16 protein-coding genes are annotated in these 23,824 nt (G+C 33.4%); 3 read left to right on the top strand and 13 right to left on the bottom strand.

Annotated elements, in window-relative coordinates; genetic code table 11:
* Positions 1 to 62 precede the first annotated feature (62 nt).
* A complete protein-coding gene (locus B4N66_RS03305; RefSeq protein ID WP_291092333.1) occupies positions 63 to 824 on the bottom strand; it encodes a hypothetical protein in 762 nt (253 codons plus the stop codon).
* Between the two features lie 421 nt (positions 825 to 1,245).
* Here B4N66_RS03305 and B4N66_RS03300 point away from each other — a divergent pair, with 421 nt between their 5' ends.
* Positions 1,246 to 4,422 (top strand): COR domain-containing protein, encoded by a 3,177-nt coding sequence (locus B4N66_RS03300; RefSeq protein WP_291092332.1) that lies wholly within the window; start codon positions 1,246 to 1,248, stop codon positions 4,420 to 4,422.
* 309 nt (positions 4,423 to 4,731) lie between these two features.
* Here B4N66_RS03300 and uvrB read toward each other — a convergent pair whose 3' ends face one another.
* A complete protein-coding gene (uvrB, locus tag B4N66_RS03295) occupies positions 4,732 to 6,720 on the bottom strand; it encodes an excinuclease ABC subunit UvrB (protein WP_291092331.1) in 1,989 nt (662 codons plus the stop codon).
* A 100-nt stretch (positions 6,721 to 6,820) separates the two neighbouring features.
* Positions 6,821 to 7,774, bottom strand: a complete 954-nt coding sequence (gene rlmF / locus B4N66_RS03290) for a 23S rRNA (adenine(1618)-N(6))-methyltransferase RlmF (RefSeq protein ID WP_291092330.1) — start codon at positions 7,772 to 7,774, stop codon at positions 6,821 to 6,823.
* Positions 7,775 to 7,970: 196 nt separating this feature from the next.
* On the opposite strand from rlmF, the gene B4N66_RS03285 reads away from it, so the two are divergent.
* Positions 7,971 to 9,416: a hypothetical protein gene (locus tag B4N66_RS03285; RefSeq protein WP_291092328.1), complete on the top strand. Its 1,446-nt coding sequence runs from the start codon at positions 7,971 to 7,973 to the stop codon at positions 9,414 to 9,416.
* A gap of 253 nt (positions 9,417 to 9,669) precedes the next feature.
* Here B4N66_RS03285 and B4N66_RS03280 read toward each other — a convergent pair whose 3' ends face one another.
* From B4N66_RS03280 to B4N66_RS03235, 10 genes are all read right to left on the bottom strand, one after another.
* The gene (locus B4N66_RS03280) at positions 9,670 to 10,332 is read right to left on the bottom strand and encodes a thiamine diphosphokinase (protein ID WP_291092326.1); all 663 of its coding nucleotides are present in this window, start codon (positions 10,330 to 10,332) and stop codon (positions 9,670 to 9,672) included.
* A 25-nt stretch (positions 10,333 to 10,357) separates the two neighbouring features.
* The gene (locus tag B4N66_RS03275) at positions 10,358 to 11,176 is read right to left on the bottom strand and encodes a DUF4249 domain-containing protein (RefSeq protein ID WP_291092324.1); all 819 of its coding nucleotides are present in this window, start codon (positions 11,174 to 11,176) and stop codon (positions 10,358 to 10,360) included.
* Positions 11,177 to 11,180: 4 nt separating this feature from the next.
* Complete coding sequence (locus tag B4N66_RS03270) at positions 11,181 to 13,559, bottom strand: TonB-dependent receptor (RefSeq protein ID WP_291092322.1); 2,379 nt, start codon at positions 13,557 to 13,559, stop codon at positions 11,181 to 11,183.
* Between the two features lie 126 nt (positions 13,560 to 13,685).
* Positions 13,686 to 16,247 carry a vWA domain-containing protein gene (locus B4N66_RS03265; protein WP_291092320.1) on the bottom strand — a complete coding sequence of 854 codons (2,562 nt, stop codon included), beginning with the start codon at positions 16,245 to 16,247 and terminating at the stop codon, positions 13,686 to 13,688.
* 2 nt (positions 16,248 to 16,249) lie between these two features.
* The gene (locus B4N66_RS03260) at positions 16,250 to 16,750 is read right to left on the bottom strand and encodes an RNA polymerase sigma factor (protein ID WP_291092537.1); all 501 of its coding nucleotides are present in this window, start codon (positions 16,748 to 16,750) and stop codon (positions 16,250 to 16,252) included.
* A gap of 386 nt (positions 16,751 to 17,136) precedes the next feature.
* Positions 17,137 to 19,359: an NADP-dependent isocitrate dehydrogenase gene (locus B4N66_RS03255; RefSeq protein WP_291092536.1), complete on the bottom strand. Its 2,223-nt coding sequence runs from the start codon at positions 19,357 to 19,359 to the stop codon at positions 17,137 to 17,139.
* Positions 19,360 to 19,611: 252 nt separating this feature from the next.
* Entirely contained in the window at positions 19,612 to 19,962 is a 351-nt protein-coding gene (rplS, locus tag B4N66_RS03250; protein ID WP_188362613.1) for a 50S ribosomal protein L19, read from the bottom strand.
* Between the two features lie 118 nt (positions 19,963 to 20,080).
* The gene (locus tag B4N66_RS03245; protein ID WP_291092317.1) at positions 20,081 to 21,094 is read right to left on the bottom strand and encodes a Gfo/Idh/MocA family oxidoreductase; all 1,014 of its coding nucleotides are present in this window, start codon (positions 21,092 to 21,094) and stop codon (positions 20,081 to 20,083) included.
* A 40-nt stretch (positions 21,095 to 21,134) separates the two neighbouring features.
* Positions 21,135 to 21,518 (bottom strand): DUF3037 domain-containing protein, encoded by a 384-nt coding sequence (locus tag B4N66_RS03240; RefSeq protein ID WP_291092315.1) that lies wholly within the window; start codon positions 21,516 to 21,518, stop codon positions 21,135 to 21,137.
* Positions 21,496 to 22,284, bottom strand: a complete 789-nt coding sequence (locus B4N66_RS03235) for a HipA family kinase (RefSeq protein ID WP_291092313.1) — start codon at positions 22,282 to 22,284, stop codon at positions 21,496 to 21,498. Before B4N66_RS03235 ends, B4N66_RS03240 begins: the two co-directional genes overlap by 23 nt.
* Positions 22,285 to 22,552: 268 nt before the next feature.
* On the opposite strand from B4N66_RS03235, the gene B4N66_RS03230 reads away from it, so the two are divergent.
* The gene (locus B4N66_RS03230) at positions 22,553 to 23,821 is read left to right on the top strand and encodes a hypothetical protein (RefSeq protein ID WP_291092312.1); all 1,269 of its coding nucleotides are present in this window, start codon (positions 22,553 to 22,555) and stop codon (positions 23,819 to 23,821) included.
* The last annotated feature ends 3 nt before the right edge of the window (positions 23,822 to 23,824 follow it).

Here is a 23,824-nt window from a genome sequence, read left to right as displayed (position 1 = left end):
ATGGCTTTGCTATAACAAAAGATTATTGTTGCTAAATTATAGAATGCAGAGCTTGTACACTATTATTCTTTCAACTTTTCACTAACTTGATTTTTTACCCGAGTCAGTAAATCCATTAAAACGGTATGGTCTGTTTCGGGTAAATTATTAAAACTTTGTAGGCGGTGTTCTAATTCTTTGTTGGGATAAATGTCAACAATTGTTTTTCTGATGCGTTGCATAATGGCACTTCTGTGGTTGTATGCTCCTTCCACTTCAACAGATGCGGAATATAAAGCACAAAAAAGGCTGTAGATTTTATTTTCAATATCATCTTTGCATCTTCTGTCATCATTTCTGTTCCAATGCTTTTCATTTTGAAGTAAAGTGATTGTTTTATTGATAACCATTAAATCAGTTGCTGTGATAGGAGGATCAGGGTCATTATCCATTTCAAAGGTAATGCGATCGCTGTATATTGTAAGATTATCCATTGCAAACCATCCATCGCTTGTTTTGATAAGAATTTGAGGAAATCCTGCTCGGGTCGTTACATCGTATTCTGCCTTTAGTTTGTAATCCACATTTTCCTTCGAATTGGGTACATAGGTAACATTAGCAATGCCACTTAACGGAAGCTGTTTAAACAAACTAACGCTATCCAATTCTTGATTCGTCAAATTAATCTCGAAGGAGGTAAAAAAACTTTTTTCACAGGTTCCAATCAGTTTTCCGTCTTTTAAAAATAGGGTGCAATAAGCGGTTCTGTTATCCAAAAAAAATTGCTCTTGAGCAAAAAGTGTTGTGGATAGGAATAAAAGGAATAATGTGATGTAGAGTTTCATTTTTTTTGATTTGTTATCAACTCATTCATATATGAAACAAACTTCTAATATAAATCAATATTTAGCTTTATATGTGAAGGCTTGTTTGAAATGATTATTTCAAATATAGTGATTTATTTAAGATGTCACACGAAGGGATTCGTGCGGGAGCGGTGCGAGGTATGGAGACTATCCAAAGAGTTTCGTGCTATAAAAAAAAATTAGGGAGGTTGGTTAGGAAAAAAAAATCAATAACTTACTTAATAAAACTAGCTATGAGTTTTAGTATTTGTTATCAACAGTTTATTTATTATCCGAATAATTTGATTACATGATAATTATTTGATATAATTTTTCAATATTTGTTTTTTTTTAACATCCTCATTTAAAAGAATTAGAGTTTAACTTACTTTAAGTTTATAATAATTAATCATTATATTGTATGAAACCAAAAAACATTCTCTTTATTGAAAGCAAACTCAATACTGAATTTAAAGAAGTTAATAAAAAAGAATTATTGTTAAATTACAATGAAACTAGTACATACTTACTTAAAGAAGGTAAAATAATTGGATTAAATATTATCAATTCTCAAATTGACTTTATCGATTATTTTCCTGATCTTAAAATATTGGTAATGAATGGATCAATTGAAAATTTGAAATATTCAGAATTAAGTCAGCTATCAGAACTCTATCTAGAGGAAAATGACATTTCAAATATAGATTTTTTAGAGTCTTTCACGTCATTAGAAATATTGGAAGTAAGGCATAATAATTTATCGGATATTTCTATACTTTCAAAATTCCATAACTTAATTAAACTTAACCTATGGAGTAACAAGATAAGTGATTTATCTCCATTATCAAAATTAAAAAATCTTAATCATTTGACATTATGGGATAATAATATTGAAGATATTAGTTCACTTTCTAATTTAGAAAATTTATCCTTTTTGGATTTGGATGGTAATAAAATTAAAAGTTTGGCGGCTTTAAAAAGATTGAAAAAAATTAAAATGCTGTATATTAGTGAAAACCAAATCGAAGATATTTCACCTCTCGCAGGATTTAGTAATTTAACTTCTTTATCTATGCGTAATAATCCGAATGTTAATATTCAAGCACTCGGAAATATTAAAAACTTATCGACATTAGATTTGGGTGAATGTAATATAAGAACATATTGGCCAATTAGTCAACTTACTAAATTAACTAATTTATCCTTAGTATCAAATGGCATAAATGATTTAAGTTTTCTAACAGATTTAAAAGCTTTAGAAACATTAAATCTTAGTTTCAATCTTATAACAGATATTTCCCCTTTGAAAAACTTATTTGGATTGCGAGAATTATTCTTGCAAAATAATTTAATTACGGATATTTCTCCTTTAGGTAATAAGGACGAAATTGTAATATTGAATCTTAGTAGTAATAAAATAAAAGATATAAGAGCAATATTACCAATAATAGAAAAAGGGATTCAAATAAATTTGACTTTTATGCCTAGATCTAGTGGTTTAATAATTGAAAATAATCCATTAGAATATCCTCCTCAACAAACCATAAAGCAAGGAAATCAGGCAATAATTAGATTTTTTGAAAAAATTGTGCAAGAAGGTGAAGATACAATTTACGAGGCTAAGTTAACTTTAGTTGGTGAGGGGAGTGCCGGAAAGACATCGCTTGTTAGAAGATTATTGGATTCAAAAGCACCATTTCCTGAAGAGAAAAATAGAACTAGAGGAATTTCAATAGTCGATTGGGTTTTTAAAATCCAAAAAAACAAGAAGCATATGGCACATATATGGGATTTTGGAGGTCAAGATGTTTATTATCCTGTGCATAGATTTTTTATTACTGAAAATTCAGTATTTGTTTTATTAGCTTCATCTCGTCAAAATACTCATCATTTTGATTACTGGATTCCTACAATTTATCAATTTGGAGGTAAAAGCCCAATAATCTTGGGGCAAACTTGTCATGATGGAAATACAGCAAATTGGAATGATATAGGTGAGTATGTTGCAAATGAAAATTTTAACATAATAAAAGATTCATCGCAATATTATCATGAAATAAACCTTCCTAAAAGCAATAAAGGACTTTCACAAATAAAAAAGTCTATTATTAATCAAATTGTCGCTCTCCCTCACTACAGGAGAAATGTACCAAAATCATGGGTTCCTGTTAGAGAAATGATTTATAATTTAAAAAGTAGAAATTGCATATCATATATTGATCTTAAAGAACAGATAGTTAAGTCGAATCCAGATAGTTTTAAATCAAGGGAAGATGTTGAAGATTGTATAAAGTTTTTTCATTCAATTGGGATTTTACTTTGGTATCATACAGAAAACCAACTTAAAGATTGGGTAATTTTAAATCCTAAGTGGGCAGTTGATGCAGTTTATAAAATTATTGATTACAAAAAAAATTCTAATAAGGGTATAATTTTGTCCGAAGACTTTGATTTAGTTTGGAAAGCAAAGATATATGAAGATAAGCATACAATATTGAAAGATATGTTAGAGGTTTTTAAGATAGCATTTCCTAAAAAGAATAATAAAAGTAACTATATAATGCCAACGAGATTACATTCGATGGAAATTAAAGATATCTGGAAAGATGATTTAGATAATTATCTTCGAATTGAATATCATTACGAATTTATGCCTAAGGGGCTAGTTAATCAAATTAGTGCTGAACTAAGTAGGTTTATACTAGACGATAATGAAGTTTGGAACAACGGGGTAAATTTTTATGATAATGGTACTTCAAGCCAAGTATTTGAAGATTTTTACAAAAGGCGAATTACAGTAAAAGCAAAAGGGGATGATGCAAGAGGATTAATGATGATTATTATGAATTCAGTTAAAGATATTACTGATGGCTACAAAGGCGTAGTTCCTCGGATTATTATTCCTTGTACATGCCAAAAATGCTTATCAAAAAAAGATTCTACAACTTTTTCATATGAAATGTTATTGGATAAAATTATGGAAAATAAAGATGCGAAAGTATTTTGTAACATTAGTGAAGAATCATTTAGAGTAGAATCTCTTCTTTATAATATTGGTCTACCAAATCCTGAAAAAAAATTAAAAGATGATATTGAAAAAAAAGATAGTAAGATTGAAATGAAAACTATTAAGTTATTTTTAGCATCATCCTCTGAACTTGCTGAGGAAAGAAAATCATTTAGAGAATTTATTAGTATTGAAAATGACCGCCTTCATAAAAAAGGAATATATTTTCAGATTATTCAATGGGAATATTTTTTAGATGAGATGTCAACAACACGATTACAAGATGAATATAATAAGATGCTTAAGGAATGTGATATTGCATTATGTTTATTTTTTACCAAAGTTGGTAAATTTACTGAAGAAGAGTTTGATACTGCTTATGAAAAGTTTATTTTTTCAGGAAGTCCAAAAATATGGACATATTTTAAAAGTGGTAACATAAATACAAATGAAATTCATGATTCAATTAATTCTTTATTGAAGTTTAAAGAAAAATTAAAGAACTTAGGTCATTTTCAATCAGTATTTGATTCAAATTCTAATTTACATTTACAATTTAAGAGACAATTAGAATTATATTTGGACAATTAGTTGCTGATCAAAAAATTACTATCAACTCATATATAAGTATAACTGAATAATATTAATGCACCAAAACATGGGTGGATTTGTATGATAATCATCCTACTTTATTGATTTGTCAATTATACAAAAGAAATTAATACATTATTCCTTATGAGTACAATTTCCTAGCCCCGATTGCAGCGGAAAGACTTGTGCAGCAAAAGCTGATTTTTTCTTGCTGACCCAAAGCGACCAACGGAAGCTCTTGGGGCGGCTTAGAAAAAACAGTTTTTGCAAACAAGCTTGTAGCGAAAAGCGGGAATAGCTTCTGAAAAATTACATCTTCTCCTGCAAACTTTTGATTTCATCACGCAGTTTGGCTGCATCAATGAAGTTGAGTTCTTTGGCGGCTTTTTCCATCATTTTTCGGAGGTCGCGGATTTTCTTTTCGATTTCGGGTTTGGTGAGGTACAAACTTTCGGGTTCGGCGGCTTTGAGGAGTTTGTCTTCGTAGTATTGCGTAGAAACGGAATTGTTGCTCAACGCATTGCCGAGACTTTTGTTTAAGGCTTTGGGCGACAATCCGTGAAGCGTGTTGTAGGCAATTTGTTTTTCGCGACGGTAATTGGTTTCGTCGATGGTTTTTTGCATCGAAGCCGTGATTTTATCGGCATACATAATGGCTTTTCCGTTCACGTTTCGGGCGGCTCGACCTACGGTTTGGGTGAGCGAACGATGACTGCGGAGGAAACCTTCTTTGTCGGCATCGAGAATGGCAACGAGCGAAACTTCGGGTAAATCCAGCCCTTCACGGAGTAAGTTTACGCCAATTAAAACATCAAACAGACCTTTGCGTAAATCTTGCATAATTTCCACTCGTTCGAGGGTATCCACATCAGAATGAATATAGCGACAACGGATGGAGACTTTGGTTAAATATTTTGTCAGTTCTTCTGCCATTCGTTTGGTTAACGTGGTGACTAAAACGCGTTCGTCGGCTTCGCAACGAAGTTGAATTTCTTCGATTAAATCGTCGATTTGGTTTAAACTCGGACGGATTTCGATGACTGGATCTAATAATCCGGTGGGGCGAATGACTTGTTCAACGAAGATTCCTTCGCTTTTTTGTAATTCGTAATCAGCCGGTGTGGCAGAAACGTAGATGACTTGGTTTTGCAAGGCTTCAAATTCTTCAAACTTTAACGGACGGTTGTCCATCGCAGCGGGAAGTCGGAACCCGAATTCGACGAGGTTTTCTTTTCGGCTTCGGTCGCCACCGTACATTGCGTGAACTTGTGAAATGGTGACGTGACTTTCATCGACAACCATTAAAAAATCTTGTGGAAAATAATCTAACAAACAAAACGGACGTGTGCCGGGCAAACGACCATCTAAGTAACGAGAATAATTTTCGATACCGGAACAGTAGCCTAATTCGCGAATCATTTCTAAATCGAAATTGGTTCGTTCTTCCAACCGTTTGGCTTCTAAATGCTTGCCGATTTCTTTAAAATAATCGACTTGTTTGACCAAATCTTGTTGGATTTCCCATATCGCACCTTGCAACACATCGGGCGAAGTGACGAACATATTGGCGGGATAAATGTTTAATTTGGTGTAACGTTCGATTACTTTTGTTGTTTTAGTGTCAAAGGCTTCGATTTCTTCGATTTCATCGCCAAAGAAATGGACACGAAACGGATCATCGGCATAACTTGGGAAAATTTCCACGGTGTCGCCTTTGATGCGGAAGGTTCCGGGTGTAAAATCGGCTTCGGTTCGCGAATACAAACTTTGCACTAAACGGTGTAATAATTTGGTTCGGGAGATGATTTCGCCACGATCAATTGAAATGACATTTTTTTGAAATTCGACAGGATTTCCGATACCATACAAACACGAAACGGAAGCAACGACCAAGACATCTCTTCGCCCGGAAAGTAGGGCAGAAGTGGTGCTGAGACGAAGTTTTTCTAATTCTTCGTTGATGCTTAAATCTTTTTCTATGTATGTTCCCGTTACCGGAATATAGGCTTCGGGTTGATAATAATCGTAATACGAAACAAAATACTGCACGGAATTATTCGGAAAAAATTGCTTGAATTCAGAGTATAATTGAGCGGCAAGTGTTTTGTTGTGAGCAAGAACTAAGGTTGGTTTTTCAACTTTTTCAATCACATTGGCAACAGTAAATGTCTTTCCTGAACCGGTAACACCTAATAGTGTTTGGTATTTTTCGCCATTCAGGATTCCGTTGGCTAATTTGTCAATGGCTTGCGGTTGATCGCCGGTTGGTATGTAATCTGAGATGACTTGGAATTTCATTTTTTGAGGGGCTGAGGAGCTGAGTTACTGAGTTGCTGAGGTTTTAAAGAGAGAGTTTAATTCAATGCTTTTTACAAAGTTACGAAAAAAACGTTTTGTTTTATTCGGATGTAAACTTCCACTCTTTCTGTTGATTTTCGCTTAAAAACGTCCAAGCAACTAAGCGACTGATTTTTTGACCTTGATTCATTTCAATGGTTCTGATAGTAGAAGCTTCTACTTTATTAAGTGTTTTATAGATACTTTTTAAATGATCTTTTTTTGAAACTAAAGTTGTAAACCAAAAACATTGTTTGGGATATTTTACACTTTCGTAAATCATTTGGGTGATAAAAGCGAGTTCGCCTCCTTCGCACCAAAGTTCATTATTTTGTCCGCCAAAATTTAGTATCGGATTGACTGTTTTTTGATTGGTTAAATTAGAAACTTTTCGAGCAGCACTTTTGGCGGCTTCTTCTTTGGAATCGTGAAAAGGCGGATTGCAAATGGTAAACGCAAATTTATCTTCGGGTTGAATAATATCTTTAAAAATATAACGCGAATTGACTTGTTGCTGTAAGCTAATTACTTCGTTTAAATGCGGATTTTTTTCAATAATCGACACACAATTTTCAAGAGCATTGGCATCGATATCGGTGGCAACGAAACTCCAGTCATACTCGGCATTTCCTAAAATGGGGTAGATGCAATTGGCTCCTACACCAATATCCAAACCCATAATGTTATTTCCGGTTGGAATGATGTTCTGATTTACTTCGGCCAACAAATCAGCAATATGATGAATGTAATCAGCTCTTCCGGGAATGGGTGGACAAAGATAATCTTCGGGTAAATCCCAATCTAAAATTCCGTAATAGGATTTAAGTAAGGCTTTGTTTAGTGTTTTAACCGCTAACGGATTACTGAAATCGATAGTTTCAATTTCATGTTCGTTAGTATAAATAAACGATTTTAATTCAGGAGTTTTAAGTAATAAAACTTCAAAATCATAACGCGAACGGTGTTTATTTCGAGGGTGTAACGATGATTTTTCTGGGGTGGTATTATTTTTCAAGGTAAATGGTTTCGATGATTCAATTTACACAAATTTACTTTTTTAAAATGATATTGTTGCATTTCTATCAGTTTTTGATAATTGAAAGATTAAATGCAATTATTTTATGAATAACTGACTGAAAATAAGGCGAAAATGATTTGTTTTCAAAGTAGTTCTGTTTTAGAATTGTATATTTGCACTCTAAAAAAATAATATGAAAACAATTTTTTACTTATTTCTACTCATCCCAATTTTTTCTTTTGCTCAAAAGATTAAAACCAAAAAAGACAGAATTTTAATTGATGAAAAAGAAATCGCCATTTTCAATGACAAAGTACGTGACCAATGTATCTTTTTTGATTTGAATAATGTAAAGCAATTTACTACAGAATACAAAACATTAATGGAAGGTCAGACCATTATCAATCAATGGTTAGTGGTTACCAATTCAGATGGAACGAAGAAAACTGAAATTCCGTATGAAGTTCTGATTACTTCGTTTAATTCTTCACGAGTTATTATGCATTTGTTATCTGCAAAATATGAATTGTTTGATGCAAATGGTTTTAATCAAGCAAAAATTGATGCTTTTTTTGCCACCGAAAGAGAAAGTATTGGCGACAAATCATTGCAAGCAAAAATTGATGTAATTGCTTCTAAAAAAGAAAAAGAAACAAAAATTGCTAAATATCGCCCATTTGTAAAAACAGATGGAACAGTGATGTTTGGCGGAACAGCCGGAACTAATATTGTCGGAAAAGTTATTGGAAGTCCGTACACCGCTTTTGGAAACAATAATTTTGCCGATGTGTATGATTTGGATAATATCAAGGTGGCTTCTGCAAAAATTACAGGAAATATGAATAATGATGTGGAAGTAACGTTGTTTAACGACAGTAAGTTTACTTATCCTGCACAAAAAAGATATAGTGGACCGGATAACACTAGTTTTTTTGTTGAATTAATGGGTGAATTGGTTTATCGTGACATCACTTTAGGTCGTCAAGCGAAACAATACAAGCAAGATTTATTGAACGAAAAAGTAAAATTAGCTAAAGAAAGAAGTGTAAATGTGTACAATGTTCGTGGTTATGCCATTGATGAAAAAGGTGTTAAATATGATGGAACTTTAACTGCTCAATTTGAAAAATTAGATGTTCATCAAACCGGCAATACCGAAGTGGTTGATGCGATCGATAATTATGGTAAAAATGTAAGTATAAAATATTTGAATGAAAAAGGGAAAGAACGTTTTATTACACTTTCAGCAAAAGACAACGTTAGTTTTTATGTAATAAACAGCGATGGTACTCAAACGGGTTACAAAGGAATGAAAGTGAAAGGCGATGCAGCTAAAAAATTATCAAATGCAATGTCTTTAGGCTTTAACAATGCTTATTTTTATAAAGAAGTGTTTACCGAAAAAGAAAATTCGGTTTATATTGACCCGGTTGATGAGGAAGTTTTTGTGATAAAATTGAAAAGCCAAACTGTTGGTCAAATGATTGATAAACGAAACAATAAAAACCTTTCAAAAGAATTAGCAGAATATTTGAGTGCTTGTAAAGTTTTAGCGGATGAGATTTTAAGCGGAGCTTTTGATTTAAAAATTCAAGAAAATTTAATCAATATTGTGAAAGAATTTAATGAATGTAAATAATTCAAAAAAACAATTAATTATAACCCGTTGGGTGTAATTATTTAATTCAATAGTAGTATGGATATTTTTGCCACGAATTCTCGAATTTTAAAATAAGCAAACGCAATAATTTGTTCATCTTTGATGAAAATTCGAATTAAATCGAATAATTATTCTAAAAAATTAGTGAATTCGTGGCAAGATTATTTCAAAATTTAATTACACCCAACGGGCTAATTATAATAAAAATGCTCGTTTTAGGACGGGCATTTTTTTAATCCCAACATTCCATTAAAATTAAATCGCCTTCTTCGTGTTGGATGGTGACAATGCCGTCTTCGGCAACATGATTACTGCTTCCGGTTCTATAACCAATTTGCAACGAATCGTTTTGTAGAGGATAAAATAAATTTTGCGAATGAATGCCGAGCACAACGCCAATCGGAATTAAAGAAATAACAGTATTTTTTGGATACCATTTTTCGTATTTTTTTGGTAAATGAAATATTTTGGAATGGTCGTCAAACAAGACAATTTTCAGTTTTTCTCTAAACTTTACAATGGATGTGATATTGGTAATCGTATGATCGGCTCTTTTTCCGGTTGCCCAAACGACATTTACGGCCGGAAAATTTCGTTCGACCAAATAATCAAATGCTTTTTCCAAATCAGTTTTGTTCTGATCGGGTGTATGAACAATTTCAAGCGGATATTGAATTTCTTTGTAATAATCAAAATCAAAATCTCTGTCAAAATCACCTAATAATACATCTACTTTAATACCTAATTCAATCACACGACTAATCGCAGAATCTAGGACAATTACAATAGGTGACCATTCTAACAACTGTCCTAGCAATTCTTCGCTACAAGCGGCACCATTAGCAATAATTAGTGCCGGTTCTTGGTCGTCTCGAACTATGTGATGTGATGACATTTTTTATTTTTTCAGCGATATAAAATCACTCAATAATATACTCATTAATTTCTGTTTGACTCAATCTAAAATAACCCAATGCAAAATTATCAAAATTAGTTTGATTGATAATATTACCGCGAACGGTGGAAGTGGGTGTACTAAACGGTCCGGCATTGTTTCCTGCTTGAGCCAAAAGGATATTAAGGTAATTGAAATAATTTTGAGAAACGCCATTCATTGTGAATGTCAATGTATCACCTGCTACTAAATCTTCGCTAAAATATAATCCGAACATTTCATTATCTTCAAAAAAGCGATCTTCCAAAACACCGTATTCCGGTATAACTTTATAAGGATCAAAAATTCCTAAAAAGTAAAAATTCGTTTCATTTGGAATATCATCGAAGAAGAATTTTACTTCCACTTCGTCACCTAAAACGCCACCATCATTGCGTTGTTCAACTCTTGTTACTTGCGGAGTTGCCAATAATCTTTCGATTGAAGTATAGGTTTCACCGTCATAAACAACAACTAAAGTATACGTTTCATTGACAACCGGAACAAAATCAGCACAAATATATAAACCGGGTTCATCTAATTGTGTGAAAGTAAAAATCGTTCCTTCACTATTGGTAATGGTTACAATTGCATCTGTAACCGGCGGAATTTCGTCTGCAAAATAATTAGTAGTAGTCGATAATTTTACTGCTTGAATATTACCTGGCGTATCTCTCACCCAATTAATAGAAGCTTCTATGACTAATTTTGGCGGAGCTGTATTCAAATCAACATCTACAACTTCTTCACAACTAAATGTAAAGAAAGTAATTAATAGGAGTAAGCTATATTTCAAATGTTTCATTTTTTTAGAATTTAAAATTATACGTTACACTCGGAACAATTCCGAAAATGGATAATCGAACTGCTTCATTTCGAGCCGTTTCATCATTTTGGCGAAAAGTTATCGAAGCTGCATTTTGACGATTGTAAATATTATAAAAACCAAAAACCCATTCGGCTTGCCATTTTCTATCTTTGTTTTTACGTGGAGTTAAAGTGGCAGAAACATCCAAACGATGATAGGTTGGCAATCGGTCTTCGTTTCGATTATTAAAACTTGGAACTGTGATTCCTAAGTATTCATATTGACCGTTAGGATAGGTAACTGGCTGACCGGTTTGTAACGAAAAATTAGCTCCAAAACGCCACTTTTCATTCAATTTATAATTTCCAACTAATGAAATATCGTTTAATTTGTCGAAGCCGGTTTTGTACCAATTTCCATTGTTGATGCCTGTTTCTTCGGGAGTTCTTCCAACCACTTGTTGTTCGGTTCTGGCTAAAGTGTAAGACAACCAACCGTTGAATCGACCGGCATTTTTTCTAAATAAAACTTCCATTCCGTATGCTCTTCCTCGACCGTTTAAAACCACTCGTTCAATAGCTTCGTTAGCAATTAAATTCGCACCATCAATATAGTCTACGCGATCTTTGATGTCTTTATAATAAGTTTCCACTTCAACGGAATATTCGTCATCTTTAAAATTTTGAAAATAGCCAATGGCATATTGATCTAATAATTGAGGCTTCAAAAAGTTATCACTTGGAGCCCAAACATCAAGCGGAGTAGGCGATTGTGTATTTGAAATCAAATGCAAATACTGACTCATTCGGTTATAACTTGCTTTGATGGATTGATTGTCATTCAATGCATATGAAACAGAAAAACGTGGTTCCAAATTGTTGAAACTGGCAATCGTTTCATTTTTTCCATAGGAAACTGTTCCAATCGGAGTGGCACTTTCATACACTTGAAAATCAGTATTGAAATTAACTGCTTGATTGTTTTCATACACATTCAACGTCTGATTTCCTAAACGTAAAAAGTTACTAAATCGAAAACCATAGGAAACAGTTATTTTTTCAGATAATTGATGTTCTGCATCAACATAAACTGCCGATTCTAATGCGTATTTTTTATCTAATTGATCTTCGTTGATACCTGAATCAGGACGGCTAGGTTCAATTTTACCGGGATTAAAATCATAATAAATCGTATTTAAACCATAGGTTAATTTCAATTTATCGCTTAAATAATGTTTGAAATCATATTTAAAGTTATAATTTTTGATACCGCTATTCCACTCGAAACCAACAAAATCCAATTCCAAACCATAATAATAATCCGAATAAATGAATGACATGTTGCTGAATAATTTATCAGAAAACAAATGATTCCATCGTAAATTCAGTACCGCATTTCCGTATGTATTCACAAAAGCATTATTCAAACTAAAGACATCACGACCAAAATAGCCTGAAAAATAAACGTTATTGTTGTCATTAATTTTATAACTCAATTTCGTATTCAAATCATAAAAATAGGCCGAATTGTCATTGTCTGTTAGTTTTAGAAATAAGTGAGCATACGAACCTCTTCCGGCAACCAAAAATGATCCGCGGTCTTTTATAATTGGACCTTCCGCCATTAATCGACTTGAAATGATACCGATTCCTCCATTCACATGATATTCTTTACTATTTCCTTCTTTTTGATAAATATCCAAAACGGATGATAATCTTCCGCCATAACGAGCAGGAATTCCACCTTTATATAGTTTTAAATCTTTGATGGCATCTGGATTAAAAACCGAAAATAAACCAAATAAATGAGAGGAATTATAAATGGTAGCTTCGTCTAATAAAATCAAATTTTGATCGGCTCCACCACCACGAACGTTGAATCCGGATTGACCTTCACCGGCACTTGTGACACCCGGTAAAGTCAGCAACGATTTTATAATGTCAACTTCACCTAGTAAAACAGGCATTTCTTTTATTTCCTGAATGGAAAGTTTGTTCACACTCATTTCGGGTTTCCGAATTTCGGCTTTGGCTTTGCGTTCGGTTAAAACTACTTCGTTTAATTGCTGACTCGATTCGAATAAGGAAAAGTTTTTTCGAATGTTTTTATCTAAAACGATAGTTTCCTCAATGGTTTGAAAACCAACATAACTAATTTGAATTAGATAAGTTCCTTTTGGCAAGGAAATGGAGTAAAAACCATATTCGTTTGTTGTTGCTCCCGATTTTGTGTCAGTTACAATGATGTTAACTCCATAGAGCGATTCATTGCTTTTTTGGTCGGAAATAGTTCCGCTGATTGTGAATTTCTCTTGTGCGGTTGATGAAAATAATATTCCAAAAGTCATCAAAGTTGTCAATAAAATTTTGTTTAACGACATGAGTAATTTTTTTAACAAATTTGATGAAATTTTTTCAGAAATTTTATACATCAGTTGTTAAAGTACGGTTAATAAAAAACCTGACAAATTGGATTTAATTGTCAGGTTTTCAGAGTAACCAATTTTTTATATTACGGTTTCAACCAATCGGATAAACTCGGCTTTATAGCCATCTTCATCGTTGGAAAGTCCTTTTTTTGCTAAGGTTTTGATGGCTTCGCTGTCTTTGTTTTGTACTAATTTTGAATCTCTCAATTTTAATCCAAACCAAGCAACGGCTGATGAAAATTTAAAATCATCGGATGAATTTTCAATTGGAATCGATTTGTTTTCAATTACCTGAACCATTTCAATACTTTTTTCGCCATCGGGTTTTTTATATCGGAATTTGATGGTGGCCAATTCATTGCCAAAAACGGTTGAAGAATTTTCAGTTTTAGAGTATTTCAAATCAATTGGTTCTTTAAAATAGTCGCTTTTCACATTGGTTGGAATAATTTCATACAAAGCCGTTACGGTGTGACCGCTTCCTAATTCGCCGGCATCAATGGCATCATTCACAAAATCTTCGTCTTTCAGTTTTCGGTTTTCATACCCAATCAATCGATAGGCTTGCACGTGTTGCGGATTGAATTCGATTTGAATTTTCACATCTTTGGCGATGGCAAACATTGAGCCTTTGAACTCTTTTCCTAAAAAGCGATTGGCTTCTTGAATGTTATCAATGTAAGCATAATTTCCGTTTCCTTTGTTGGCAATGGTTTCCATTTTACTGTCTTTGTAGTTGCCCATTCCGTATCCCAAACACGTTAGGAAAACACCACTTTTTCTTTTTTCTTCAATTAAAGTTTGCATGTCTGTATTAGAAGAAGCTCCCACATTAAAATCGCCGTCAGTAGCTAAAATCACTCGGTTGTTTCCGTTTTTGACAAAGTTTTCTTGTGCAATTTTATAGGCTAATTCAATTCCTTCTCCACCCGCAGTACTTCCGCCTGCTTGCAATTTTTCCAAAGCATCGATAATGGTCTTTTTATCCTCGCCTGAAGTAGGAGGCAAAACCATTCCCGCTGCTCCGGCATAAACCACGATTGAAACTTTATCTTTTTTACGAAGTTGCTCTACCAAAATTTTCATCGATTGTTTGAGCAAGGGCAATTTATTTTGGTCGTTCATCGAACCGGAAACATCAACCAGAAAAACTAAGTTGGAAGCCGGTAAATTATCGGTTGGAATATTTCTGCCTTGCAAGCCAACTTTCAATACTTTATGATTGCTGTTCCAAGCACAGTCGCTGTATTCAGTGTGAATGGTAAACGGATGTTCATTGGTTGGTTCAGCATAATTGTATTTAAAGAAATTAACCATTTCTTCCACTCGAACAGCATCCTTCGGAACAGTTTGTCCGTTGTTGATAAAGCGACGAATGTTGGTGTACGAAGCATTATCCACATCAATTGAAAAAGTAGAAAGCGGTGCTGTACTCGGACTCTCGAAGGCGTTTTCTTCAAATGATTCATACGATTCATCTTGCGTTGGATCATGAACCGGCCATTGAATTGGTGCTTGTTTTTGAGCTTCTTCTAATTCTTTTAGTTTCTTTCTGAGTTGTCTTTTTGATAATTTTTCAACTTTTCCGCTTTTGGAAGTGATGACGATTACACCAGTTCTTCCTCGGCTTCCATATAAAGAAGTGGCTGATGCATCTTTTAAAATAGTAATATCTTTTATATCATTTGGATTAAGCACTTGCATTTCTTTTTGGGAAATGGGTTGTCCGTCTAAAATGATTAATGGTTCTTGTTTGGAGTTTATTGAATTAGTACCTCTTATTGCAAGTTGGTTGATTGTTCCGGGTATTTTTCGGGCAATTATTTTTCCATTGCTTAAAGTATCATAAACTATATTAGGAATTAATTTTATTTTATTGGTTTGAAAATAGTTTTCTTCATTGTCAATTATTTCAACCTTACCATCAGGATCAATCATATTTTTTGAGTAGACATTACCTCTATAATAGTTGTAATCATTAGATTCATCATCAACGGTTACATAACCTGATGTCGCAGATTTATTTGAATCAACTTGTTGTGAGTTATTACCTCTTAAAATTATATTGTTATTTTCATTATATGTTTTATTTGGATTATTAATGTAAACTCCAACTGCTTTCCCTTGTAATAATTGATCATTTGATTGCTCAATTGTTGCTTTGACATAAAACTCTTTATTATCAGATTTCGGGTTCCAAACTAAAGCTTTTTTCGACTTCATAAAAACCATACTATCTTCAACAGCATATACAATTTGCTTTTCTTTCTCTAAAACAATTGAAGGTTCATTGTTAATTTCTGGTTTTGGGTCAGAAACAACCACTTCTTTCTCTTCCGGTTTCTCAATTTTTAAAGGAGAAACATTTTGAATTGTATCCTTATTTTCAATCACAATCGGATTTTCAATTGTAATAATTTCTTTATCCGATTTTAAAAACTGATATCCAATGGAAACAAACAATAGGAGAGAGGCAGCAACGGCTATTTTTTTCCAAAGAGCGATTACTTTTTTGTCTTCTTTTTTGTCTAATTTTTCTTCTACTCGTGCCCAGACTTTTTCCATTCCGGGAAATGTATTAGACTCGGCATTTTTTGCTGCCCGTTGCATTTTATCGTATAATTTATCTTGATTTTCCATAACTATTTTGCCTTTTGATAATAAAAATTGTTCACTAACTCTTTCAATTTGGTTTTGGAAGCGTTCAATTGTGATTTTGAAGTGCCTTCTGAAATGCCTAATTGCAGTGCAATTTCCTTGTGTGAATAGCCTTCAATTACAAACAAATTAAAGATGGCTTTGCATCCGTCGGGAATCAGTTGAAGCAGGTTGAGTAAATCTTCTTCTTCTAAATCAGTAATTTCGTCCGTTGTAGGTTGCGACGCTAATTTGACATCATCCAAATACAAATTAAAATTCACATTTTTTCGTAACGTCAGCAAACACTGATTGACTGTGATTTTTCTAGCCCAAGCTTCAAACGCATGGTCTTCTTTTAATTGATCAATTTTGGTGAAAATAGTAAAGAATGCATCGGCCAAAGCTTCTTCTATTTCTTCCTCTTTTTTGAGATACCGTTTGCATAACTGATACAATTTGGGTCCCATGTGCTCATACACCTTCCGCTGGGCGTCTCGGTGCATTTTTCTGCAGGCTTGAATGATATTTTTTTCCATCACAATTGGTTTGCTTTCTTATAAAGAGCACAATAGTTGGCAAAAGGTTGGGAAGAACCTAAAACTTTTTTCGATTTTATAAATTTAGGATTTAAAATGAAACAAAAAAAGACAATCGGTTAGGATTGTCTTTTTATAATGAGAAAAACCCGTTGGGTGTAATTATTTAATTCAAAATCATAATGGATATTTTACCACGAATTCTCGAATTTTAAAATATGCAAAAGCAATAATTTGTTCATCTTTGATGAAAATTCGAATTAAATCGAATAATTACTCCAAAAAATTAGTGAATTAGTGGTAAGATTATTTCATCGTTTAATTACACCCAACGAGTTGAGAAAATATATTTTTTAATTCAATTTCGCCAAAACTGCATTTAAAGTCTCACTCGGACGCATAGCCTTTTCTAACAATTTAAAATCAGGTTTGTAATAACCACCGATTTCTTGTTTTTTGCCTTGCGAACCAATCAATTCTTCATTGATTTTGGTTTCATTTTCAGTTAATTCTTTGGCAATAGGAGTGAAGAGTGCTTTTAATTCTTCGTCTTTATTTTGTTCAGCCAACGCTTGAGCCCAATAGAAAGCCAAGTAAAAATGCGAACCTCTATTGTCAATCTGACCTACTTTTCGAGCAGGAGATTTATCTGTTTCTAGGAATTTTTCGGTAGCCAAATCTAACGTTTCTGAAAGAACCAACGCTTTTGCATTATTCAACGACTGACCTAAATGTTCTAACGAAACGCCAAGAGCTAAAAATTCGCCTAATGAATCCCAACGCAAATAGCCTTCTTCAATAAACTGTTCCACGTGTTTTGGAGCAGAACCACCGGCACCGGTTTCAAATAAGCCACCGCCATTCATTAACGGAACGATGGATAACATTTTAGCCGAAGTTCCAACTTCCAAAATCGGAAATAAATCGGTTAAGTAATCACGTAAAACGTTTCCGGTTACTGAAATGGTGTCTAATCCTTTGATGATTCTTTCTAATGTAAAAGTAGTTGCATCGATTGGATTTAGAATACGAATATCTAATCCGCTTGTATCGTGATTTTTTAAATATGAATTTACTCTTTCAATAATTTGTCTGTCGTGAGCACGGTTTTCATCCAACCAAAAAACAGCAGGCGTGTTAGATAATCTCGCACGGTTTACGGCTAATTTCACCCAATCTTGAATAGGAGCGTCTTTCACTTGACACATTCTGAAGATATCGCCTTTTTCCACTGCTTGTTGCATTAAAACTGCTCCGTCTCCATTAATTACTTTAACTGTACCAAAGTCATCTATTTGGAATGTTTTGTCGTGCGAACCGTATTCTTCCGCAGCTTGAGCCATCAAACCAACATTTGGAACACTTCCCATTGTTTTTGGGTCAAAAGCTCCGTGTTTTTTACAAAAGTTAATTGTAGCGGTATAAATTCCGGCATAACATCTGTCCGGAATAATGGCTTTTGTATCTTGAGGTTTTCCTGCTGCATTCCACATTTGACCGGAAGTTCTAATCATTGCCGGCATCGAAGCATCAACAATCACATCAGAAGGAACGTGAAGATTCGTAATTCCTTTATCAGAATTTACCATCGCAATCGCTGGTCCTTTTGACATTGCTTCCGTTAAAGCAGCTTCCACTTCGACTTGTTTTGGATGACCGGAAATTTTATCATACACATCACCCAAACCATTTTTAGTATTTACACCTAATTCTTTGAACAAATCGGCATATTTTTCAAATACATCGGCAAAGAAAACATCCACAATAGCTCCAAAAATAATTGGGTCGGAAACCTTCATCATTGTAGCTTTTAAATGCACGGAAAACAAAACATTTTTCGCCTTTGCATCTTCAATTTCGTTGGCAATGAATTGTTTTAATGATTTCAAGTTCATTACAGAACTATCAATAATTTCGCCTGCTTTTAAAGGCGTAGTGTCTTTTAATATTTTAGTGGAACCATCTTTTGCTTCAAAAACAATTTTGAAAGTAGTTGCTTCCGGTATTGAAACCGATTGCTCACTTCCATAAAAATCGCCACCGGTCATATGAGCAACGTGCGTTTTTGAGTCAGCACTCCATGCACCCATACTATGTGGATGTTTACGAGCGTAATTTTTAACTGCTTTCGGAGCACGTCGATCAGAATTTCCTTCACGTAGAACCGGATTCACAGCAGAACCTAATACTTTAGCATATTTAGCTTTGATGGTTTTTTCTTCTTCGGTTTGTGGATTTTCAACAAAATCAGGAATGGCATAACCTAATTTTTGTAATTCTGCAATCGCTTCTTTTAATTGAGGAACGGATGCTGAAATGTTTGGGAGTTTAATAATATTAGCTTCCGGAGTTGTTGCTAGTTGACCTAATTCTAATAAATCGTTGTTGATTCGTTGATCTTCTTTTAAATATTCCGAGAAGTTTGAAATAATTCTTCCGGCTAATGAAATATCTCGGGTTTCAACTGAAATGGCTGCCGGAGCAGTAAAGGCCTTTACGATAGGTAAAAAAGAATGAGTAGCAAGCATAGGAGCTTCATCCGTAATTGTATAAATAATTTTGGATTTTGACATGATGGTATTATTTGTTTGTGTTTGTTTGTGACAATTCCTGAAAAAAATCAGGATTACAAAGATAAGAAAAAGGAAGTGGAATTCAGGTAGATTCTACAAACGAAAACGATTGAATTATGGATATGATAATCTGAACTATAAAAATTAGTAATTTGACAAAAAATGAATTAAAAATTGAGGAGTTGTTAAAATTGGCGGAAATAAAAAATCCCGTTCTGAATTTCAAAACGGGACTTTTTATGATTAGAAAGTTGATTATCTTCTTCTTTCTTTGATTTTTGCTTTTTTACCTGTAAGGTCTCTGAAGTAGAAAATACGAGCTCTTCTAACTTTACCTCTTTGGTTAACTTCTACTTTTTGAAGTGCAGGCATGTTAACCGGGAAAATTCTTTCCACACCAACAGCTCCTGACATTTTACGGATAGTAAAGGTTTCAGTTGCACCTGATCCTCTTCTTTGAATTACAACTCCTTTAAAGAACTGGGTTCTTGTTTTTTCACCCTCTTTAATTTCATAATAAACAGTGATAGTATCACCTGCTCCGAATTCCGGAAAGTCTTTTTTTGTAACAAATTCGTCTTGAACGAATTTCATTAAATCTGCCATAACAATTAAGTTAAAATAGTGATTATCAGAGCAACATACACGATTATCGTCAGAGGTTAGTCCAAATGTGGGTGCAAATTTACAATTTATTTTGAAATTACAATTAAATTGGTTGAATTTATTTTGTATTGAGTATAGTTAGCTGCTCCAAAATCTCCTCATTCCTAACAGAAAACGATTTTTCATTCCGAATACATTCATACACTTCATCAAATAAACCATTAAAATTTCCTTTTTGAGATGGAACTCGCTCAGTAATCACATTGTTATTTTCATCAACATAAGTCAATTTTCCCTCTTTGTTTTCCAATTCCAATCCAAAATTCGGATGATTCGGAGCCATTCCTGCCATCAACTGATTTTCCTGTTCGTCACAAAAATCTTTAATGAAACTTCCTTTTGTGCCGTGAATCACAATTCCCGGTAGAACATCAAGTACGTGTAAACTTACTGTTATAAAAGCATTCACCTGATTCTCAAATAAAAGATGCACAAACGCATAATCATCCACCAAAGTGCCATTTCGATACATTCCTTTATGAACATAATGCTTTTTTGGTTTGCCGAAAATTGAAATCGCTTGGTCAATTAAATGCGAACCTAAATCATATAAAATTCCGCTTCCGGGTAATTCATTTTCTTTAAATCCTTTCACACTAATGTCAGGACGAAAACGATCAAAACGCAAATAAACTTCAACAATATTTCCTAGTTTTCCTGATTTTATAATTTCTTTTGCAGCACAAATATCACTGCTCCATCGGCGGTTTTGATAGACTAAAAGTTGTTTGTTAACCGATTTTGCAATCCTCATCAATTCCAAAAATTCTTCAGGTGTTGCTGTTGCAGGTTTTTCTAACAAAACATGTTTTTTTTCTTGTAAACATTGTTTAGCCAACTCAAAATGCGTGTTGTTGGGCGTATTCACAACTACCAACTCAATCGAATCATCAGCCAAAAGTGCTTCTAACGAAGCATAACTTTTCACATCCGGAAAATCGTTCTTCGCTTTTTGATTATTTCGTTCTAAAACAGCATACAATTCAAAACCTTTATTCGTAGCTAAAAAAGGAGCGTGAAAAATTTTGCCGGAAAGTCCGTAGGCTAGGAGGGCTGTTTTGATTGGGGTCATAGTATATTCTAAATTTTTAAAGAGATGAGTAAATATTCACTCACAAAACCAATTCCGCATACAATCGTTCAAAAGTACAATCCAAATCAAAACTCAAACCCGTATGAGGTCTCGATGTTTGAATACTCGAACTCTTAACGGCAGTTAACCATCTGAATCGCTCAGCCATATCAAAAGCAGCAATTGGACCACCGTCTTTTTTGCCGGAACAGATTTTTGAAAATGCTTCTAAATTTATTTTTAATTGGGGTAAATCAAATTCAGCATCCAAAAAATGAACTTTTTCATTCGGAATTTCATATTGAATCCGCAAATATTTTTGATGTTTGCAAAAAACCATCAAACCAATATTAATGAATTCCTCACGTTCCACCCTCGGTACAACGCGAATTACGGCGTACTCATATAAGTGTGGTGCGGACATCTTGTGCTTGTTTTAAAAATATTGACGCATTTGCCAATCGAATGGACAAAAATTGAAAATAAACTTCTTTTATTTCAGTGGGTGTTATTGCTTGATCTTCCCAAAGTAACCAATCTTCCGGAATTTGATTTACAATTTCACGTAAAACAGTATCATTTAATTTGGATGTAAATTCGGCATTAACTTCCTCCAAACGAGTGGCTTTTGGTAATAAAACATGGTCTTTGATCAAAGCAAATGGTGTCAATGCAGTTGTTTTCCAATTATCCCACGAATGATGAAAATAAAAAGCAGCACCGTGGTCAATCAACCACAGTTCTTTTTTCCAAATCAATAAGTTGGTGTTCTTAAAAGTGCGGTCAACATTGGTGATATACGCATCTAGCCAAACAATTTTGGATGCCAAAAGTGCATCACAATCATTCACAGCCGCATCATAAGTCAATGCTCCCGAAAGAAAATGCAAACCTAAATTCAGACCTTGACTACCTTGCAATAAATCCTGAATTTCCTCATCACCTTCAGTTCTTCCAAAGGCTTCATCAAGCGTTGCAAAAACTAATTCTGGAACCGGTAAACCTAAAAAACGAGCAATTTGACCGCCCAAAAATTCAGCAATCAACGCTTTCACACCGTGACCCGCACCTCGAAATTTTAAAACATAATTAAAATCATCATCGGCTTCGGCCAAAGCAGGCAAAGAACCACCTTCTCGCAAAGGGGTAATGTAGCGAGTAACATTTACCGTTCGTAAATTTGTGTGCATAAAATTGGAATTTCAATAACAAAGATACTCTAAAATAAGAATTTTATATTGTTTATGTTTTTAGTAACGCTAAAATTACTAGAACTTAATTTTAGTCAATTATGTAAAAGTTATGTTGAGATTTTTTTTGATAAGCATTCGATAGTAAATGTATGTTTTTCTAATTGCTTTTTTGCAGTTATTAGTTTGTAAAAAAAAAATTAACTTTTTATGGCATATTTATTGTTAATATTTTTTTAAAATAAATTATCAACTTAACCAATTCAACATGAAAAAAATCTACAATATCTTAGTACTAGTTTCTTCCTTTCTTTTTATTACCTCTTGTGAAGTTGAACCTGCGGATATAAAATTAGATCCAAATTTTTATGTTCCTATAAACGATGAAATTAAAGAGGGTCTTCTAAGAGTTGCAAAATATGGCACAACAAATAACGATAATTCGGTATGTATTGAATTTGTATATCCCTTTACTATATTATCGTTTGATTCAAGTTATGAATTAATTACTTCTCAAGTAATTCAAGAGAGTAATCAGCTTGTTAGTTTTTTAGAGGGTGTGCCGGAAACAATAAATATCTCTTTAAGCTATCCTATATCAGCAATTCTTCCTGATGGGGAGCTCTTTTCTATATCAAACAATGATGAATTAATCATTGCCTTGAACGCATGTACACTTGAAGATATTATTGCTGAAAATAATGTACAACTGGTTACTGAAGGAATATGTTTTTGGAAAGTACCTTACACAGAGTCAGAATTTGATAACACTTTCTCTGGAGGTTATTTTACTGCAAATGAAGACGGATTAATTACATTTAATTATAAAAATATTACTTATACAGGAACTTGGGTACATCTTTTTATAGATTCTGAATTATATCTAAATATAAATTTATTAGGTAATTCTGCAGCTTCTCAATATTGGAATAAGAATTTTAAAATTTCCGGAAATTTTAATTCAAAAATTTTAATTAGTGAATTTAGTGTTCCTTTAATTAGAAATTATGGCTCGACTATAAATTATTCGGTTGGTCAGAATGGTCCTAATGAAGGAATAATTTCATATGCGAAAGACTCTTATGATCAAGGTTGGAAATATATTGAAGTTTCAAGTCAAGACCAAGTTCAAGAAGAATGGGGTTGTACAGCTTATTCATTAACTTTAGCTGAACATAATGAAATTGGGGAAGGTTTATTTAACACAATTGCAATTGCAAATTACCATGATCAAATTAATTACTATTTGAATCCATCTGTATGTAGTTCTGAAAATAATGGATCAGTAACAGCCAAGACAGCATTAGTTTCTGATACGATTTACAAAAACTGGTTCATTCCAAGCATAGATGAGTTAGAATTAATTTACACTAATATTCACTTGAATGGTGCAGGAAATTTCACAAATGACATTTACTGGAGCAGTACTCAAGCATCTGAAAATTCTGCTTTTGGAATAAATTTTAATGACGGAACTGTAGTTGAAATTCCAAAAAACAGCTCAATTGCAAAAACAAGAAAAATAATTTATTTCTAAACA

The organism is Flavobacterium sp. UBA2787 (genome assembly GCA_002352205.1).
Classification (GTDB): domain Bacteria; phylum Bacteroidota; class Bacteroidia; order Flavobacteriales; family Flavobacteriaceae; genus Flavobacterium.
This window is presented reverse-complemented; position numbering and strand designations above follow the sequence as displayed.